This window comes from Frankia sp. KB5, assembly GCF_002099325.1.
Lineage (GTDB): Bacteria > Actinomycetota > Actinomycetes > Frankiales > Frankiaceae > Frankia > Frankia casuarinae.
On the sequence record NZ_MRUJ01000331.1, the window covers coordinates 1 to 5,050 of the forward strand.

Consider the following 5,050-nt stretch of genomic DNA (forward strand, 5'->3'; position numbering starts at 1 on the left):
AGGAGCTGGGGGGTGGGCCGGCGGCGCAGGGGCAGTGGCCAGTTCTCCAGTTCCGAGAGTCGGGGGGTGGTCATGGGGGCGGTGCCGTGGGGGTCGAGGCCGGTGCGGGCGGCGTGGGCGTTGATGTGGTTTGCGGCCTGTGCCTGGGTCCAGCCGTGTGCGATSCRGTGMGCGGYRCGGGGRCGSWRSTTGTAGCGGYGGGCGAACTCGAYCGCGATCTCGTCGTGGGACATGCCGRCSGCGCGCATCCGYKYMCGCARSTCRTCCTGCTCCGCCCGCAGACTGGGCCTCGTCATGTCTCACCCTTCCTGGGCCTGTGCGCCACCCAGGTCGTCCTCGGTCGCTCGGCGCGGCTGGGAAGCGGCATCGGAGTGCTCGCCGGACAGCCGGTCCTGCGTGGAGGACGGCCAGGTGACCGCGATACGGCTGTGTCGGCGGGTCAGGATGAGGGCGTCCGGAGGAAGGGACTCGTCCGGGGCGTCCGCGGGGTGAACGCTGATGCGGGCGTTCAGACTGGTGCCGTCCCAGGATCCGATGAGGTCGGCCAGCTTCGCGGCGGTCGTGTCGGCGTGGGGGCCGTGCCCGTAGGCGCCGAACTCGAAATGCTCGCGTGTCTCGTCCGTGGCGCGGTAGGTCAGGTAGGCGAAGCTGTCGCCGTCGAGAAGGGTGGGGATTCCCAGCCCCCAGGAATGGGCGACCAGGCCGGCGTCCACGGCGGCTTTCGTCGCGGCGATCAGCCCGAAGTCGGGCAGCTTCATGGCCATCCACAGGAACAGCCCGTCGAACCTGCCGCCTTTCTCGGCCGCCCCGGACCACGCCTCCCTACGGGGCATCGTCAGCGCGGCGCTCAAGGCGTCGCCGTCGGCCTGCTGGCCGTCGTCCAGGCGCAGGCGCACGTCGTCGCCGTGGAGCGGGACGAGGCGTTCGCGTTGTTCCCCGGCACCCTGCATGGGCACGAAGCCGCACAGCTCGTAGCCTCGGTCGACCAGGCGGTTGTTCTCTCGCTGGAATGCCACGGAGCGGGTCAGGCCGCGCATCCGCAGCGGGACGACGATCCTGCCGCCCTCGGCGAGCTGGTCACACCAGGCCGGGGGCAGGTCCGTCGCGCCGACGGTGACGATGATCCGGTCGAAGGGGGCGTGCTCCGGGACGCCGAACTCGCCGTCGGTGCGCAGCAAGGTGACGCTGTCGTAGCCCGCCGCCGGTAGGAGCCGGGCCGCCCGGTCGATGACGTCATGGTCGATGTCGATCGAGACGACCTGGCCGGTCTCGCCGACGAGTTCGGCGAGCATCGCGGCGTTGAGGCCGCCGGTGCCGATCTCCAGGACGCGCATCCCGGGGCGGATCTGGGCCTGTTCCAGCATCATGGCCTGCACCCGGGCGGCGGACACCGAGCTGATGCTGATCCCCAGCTCGTCCTTTTTCGTCACGTAGTGGCGCTCGGCGGCGTATGCCTCGGCCACCGGCAGCTCGGGGACGAACAGATGCCGGGGCACCGCCCGTACCGCGCGTTCCACCTCCGGCGTCACGATCGTGTCCAGCTCCCGCAGTTCCCGGATGAGCTCCTCGCGCAGGCGAGCGACATCGTCGGGCTGGAGGGCTACCTGTTCCGGGGTGGGCTCGCTCGTGGAGGTGGACACCAGGCTTCTCCTCACGCGGATGACGACCTTGTGTGACGACCTGTCGACCCTACGATGCCGACGATCTTTCTGTCGCGGACGGACTGGGGCGACGTGGCCCTACGATGCCCGGCGTCGCGAGGCGGGTCATTCCCCCCGCCACGAACGTTTCCTTCGGTACCTGCAAGGCGGCTGACCTGCGAGAACTGTTGCCGCTGGCCGCTTTTGTTCGCCACGGGCAAGTCGGTTCGTTCGGCCGGATCAAGCTCGCTCGATCTTGGCCGGCGTCTCCGTCCTGGCGGAGAGGGAGCCTGCGAGCTGGTTCGTTGGCGATCAGTCCTTGCACCCGACTCCGCACATCCCGAACGGCGCGAGTGGGTCCTCCGGTGCAGGAGCGTTTCGCCAGCGTGCTGGAGGCACGATGCCGGGTTCGATGACGTCGAGGCCGTCGAAGAATCCGGCGATCTCCCGTGGCGTGCGGTACCGGTATCCGTGGCGTTCAGACAGCGCTTCGAGCTCTGTGATCTGCTCGTTGTCCGGGTCGACCGTGCCGTCGTCCAGGACGAGGTAGCTGCCCGGCGCCAGGGCATCCAGGAGTGTCCGGGTGATGGCGTACGCCTCGTCGAGGACGACCAGCCCCATGACCGCCGTCAGGATCAGGCCCACGGGTTCGGCGAGGTCGAGGGTCTCGGCCGCGCGTCCGAGGATCACCTTCGGCTCGTGGATGTCGGCATCGACGGTGACGGTCACCCCCTCGGGCGCTCCGATGAGCAGCGCGCGAGCGTGAGCCAGGACAAGAGGATCGTTGTCGACGTAGACAATGCGTGACTGTGATGCCACCTGTTGGGCGATCTGGTGGGTAAGGTGCTCGACGGGCAGGCCGGGCCCGATGTCGAGGAACTGCCGCACGCCCGCGTCGGCAGCCAGGTAGGTGACCGCGCGGACCAGGAACTGTCTGGACGCATGGGTCGCCTCCGCAATGTTCGGGACGATCGAGACGAGGGCGGCGGCGTGCTCCCGGTCGACCGGGAAGTGGTCCTTGCCCCCGAGGAAGTAGTTCCGCACCCTGGCCGGGTGGGGCCGGGTGGTGTCGAAGGTGGGCGGCGGGTATGCGGCCATCGGTGGGCTCCCGAACAGATGTCAGGTTCGTGGGTGGCGGTCTGCGGCGCCGTGCCCTGCGCGACGCGGCGGTGTCCAGCGGTCAGGTCCCGGTGTCTGGCTTGACGGCGGTCAGGTAGACGATCGGGGTGGTCAGCACGAGGGGGCGGCGGCGCGCGGTTACGCGCCACGCATCGGCGTAGCGGCGGGCGAAGGCGACACCCAGAGCGCGGTTGATCGCCTGGTAGACGGACTCGCCGGCCGGGCCCGGGGCGTGCAGTGCAGCCTCGGCGGCGGCCACATTCGTGATCCTGGTGGTGACGGTGTCGGTGATGTGCTCGATGTGGACGAGGCCGGCGAGGCGGGCGTTACCAACCGCGGCGGGCACGGTGAAGGCGTGGGCTGCGGGCTGAACGTCTGTCAGGGCCTTCATGACCTGGGCGAGGTCGTGCCGGCTCAGTCCGTCGAGGTCGGTCGGGCTTCGCTGGCCGAGCAGCGGTTCGCAGATCGACAGCCGTCCGCCCGGTCGCAGGACGCGGGCGATGTCGATCAGCATGCGGCGGGGATGGCCGAGCGGCGCCAGGACGGTGCGACCGACCACGGCGTCGGCGCTGGCATCGAGGAGAGGCAGATCGGTGAGGTCCCACACGGATCCCCACCGATAGCGGGTTTCCGGGGTTGGCCGGATCAGAGCCAGGGCGGAGGCGGTCGGGGCGAGGGCTGTGACGCTGCCCCTGGGGCAGACCGCCGTCAGCGCGCCCGTCATCAGCCCTGGGGTCGGACTGAGCGCGACCAGGTCCTGTCCGGGCCGGGYGCGGGCGCCGGCGAGGACGACGGCCTCGCCGGCGGAGGGTCGGCGGTGACGGGGGTTGGGCTGATCGAAGCGGCGGACGACGAGCAGGTCCGATTCGGTCCACTCACCGGTACGGAGGGCGCCCCGGCTCGTGTCCGTCGTCCCGGACAGGTGCTGCGAAGCCACGGCTACTCCTGGAGTTGAGACGACACCTACCTCCCGCGGGCAGGCAAACAAACAGAATGATCAGATAGATTGATCGCCCTGTCGTTCCCCGCGGAGGGAACGTTCTGTTCGCCTGGTGACCACTGGCCTGAGCTGCGTGAACGCCGTGATGCGGCGCCCGTTGTTCGTCGCCGAGGGCGGCAGACCGTCGACCCCGGACCCCGCGATCATGGCGGCGATGTCGACCTGCTGGCCGGCCTCGTCCAGGTCCAGTCCCTGGTCAGCTGCGTGGTCATAGGCGTCCAGTGCTGCGCAGAGGTCAATCCAGGCCGCGCCCGCGGGGTCAATGGGCGGGATGAAGGCGGCGAGCACGTCTGCCAGCTCGGTGGGCGGGAGGAGATCGCGCATCCGCGCGAGCAGGACGACCGGTCGGAGCGTGGGTGGGACCGTGCGCGGGGGCGTCATGGGCGTCGGCTTCGGTGTCGAGGGGTGAAGGCGGCGGGCGGGCTCGGCTGCCGGGTCGTGTGACGCTTCCCCTCCAGAGGCGGGGTGGTGCGTCCCAGGGGTAGGTCCGCGGGCAGCGAGGTTGGAGCCCAGTAGAAAAGAATGATCACGGGATGTCAGGGCAGGACGGGCCAGTCCGGGCTGGCCCAGCCGATCTCGGTGTAGGGCGTGAAGGTGAGGAGCACCGGAAGGGCCTGGGCGTCCCAGGTGGCCATCCGCTCAGGGGGTTTGCCGGGAGAGGCCCACTGACGCCAGGCGCTTTGGGCGGGTTCGCCGTTCCACACGCCGACGCTGAAGACCAGGCGAACCGTGCCGCGTTCGGTGGTTCTGTGCGCGTTGACGTGGGCAAGCAGGAGATCGCGTTCGGCGATCTCGATCCCCAGATCCCTCCCGGCGAAGGCGACGACATGGCGTTGGGGTGAGACGTCGAAGCGCAGCTCGGTCGCGGGCAGGCCCCACCGGCCGTTCGCCGCCTGCTGTAGCAGGATCCGTCCCGTCTGGTCGATCAGGAGCAGGTGCGCGGTGACTGCGATCGGCACGGAGCGTGCGGGGTGTGGGGGCCTGGCGGCGGTCGGTGCCGGGGCGGTCCCGGGCCTGCTGCTGCGCGGGCCGGCCGCTCGGCTGGCYGCCGCTGGGTGGATGCGCGGACCGCTGGCGTCGGCAGGGTGCGGCAGTGGATCGGCGACTGCACCGGATCGGGGTGTGCCCCGAGGCGTGTCAGACGGGGCCATGGTCGTCCTGTGTGTGGCACGGCGAGGTGGTACGGACGTGGGTGACCGCGCGGGTGAGGGCCGAGATGAGGGCGTCGATCTCGTCGAGGGTGAGGGCTTCGTTGTCCGCGTCGTCGGCACCTAAGGGCTCGCAGATTATT

At 70.2% G+C, this 5,050-nt stretch carries 5 protein-coding genes and 1 pseudogene; all 6 read right to left on the reverse strand.

The window, feature by feature from the left end; all coding sequences use genetic code 11:
* Positions 1-296 (reverse strand): annotated as a pseudogene (locus KBI5_RS28255) (hypothetical protein); the annotation flags it as partial.
* A 3-nt stretch (positions 297-299) separates the two neighbouring features.
* A complete protein-coding gene (fxlM, locus tag KBI5_RS23760) occupies positions 300-1,640 on the reverse strand; it encodes a methyltransferase, FxLD system (RefSeq protein WP_085016533.1) in 1,341 nt (446 codons plus the stop codon).
* Between the two features lie 312 nt (positions 1,641-1,952).
* A complete protein-coding gene (locus tag KBI5_RS23765; RefSeq protein WP_085016534.1) occupies positions 1,953-2,738 on the reverse strand; it encodes an SAM-dependent methyltransferase in 786 nt (261 codons plus the stop codon).
* A gap of 82 nt (positions 2,739-2,820) precedes the next feature.
* On the reverse strand, positions 2,821-3,696 hold the full coding sequence (locus tag KBI5_RS23770) for a methyltransferase domain-containing protein (RefSeq protein WP_085016535.1): 876 nt from the start codon (positions 3,694-3,696) through the stop codon (positions 2,821-2,823).
* A gap of 60 nt (positions 3,697-3,756) precedes the next feature.
* Entirely contained in the window at positions 3,757-4,140 is a 384-nt protein-coding gene (locus tag KBI5_RS23775) for a hypothetical protein (RefSeq protein WP_085016536.1), read from the reverse strand.
* A gap of 155 nt (positions 4,141-4,295) precedes the next feature.
* Positions 4,296-4,718, reverse strand: coding sequence for a hypothetical protein (locus KBI5_RS23780; RefSeq protein WP_241883148.1), 423 nt, complete (start codon positions 4,716-4,718; stop codon positions 4,296-4,298).
* Between the last annotated feature and the right edge of the window lie 332 nt (positions 4,719-5,050).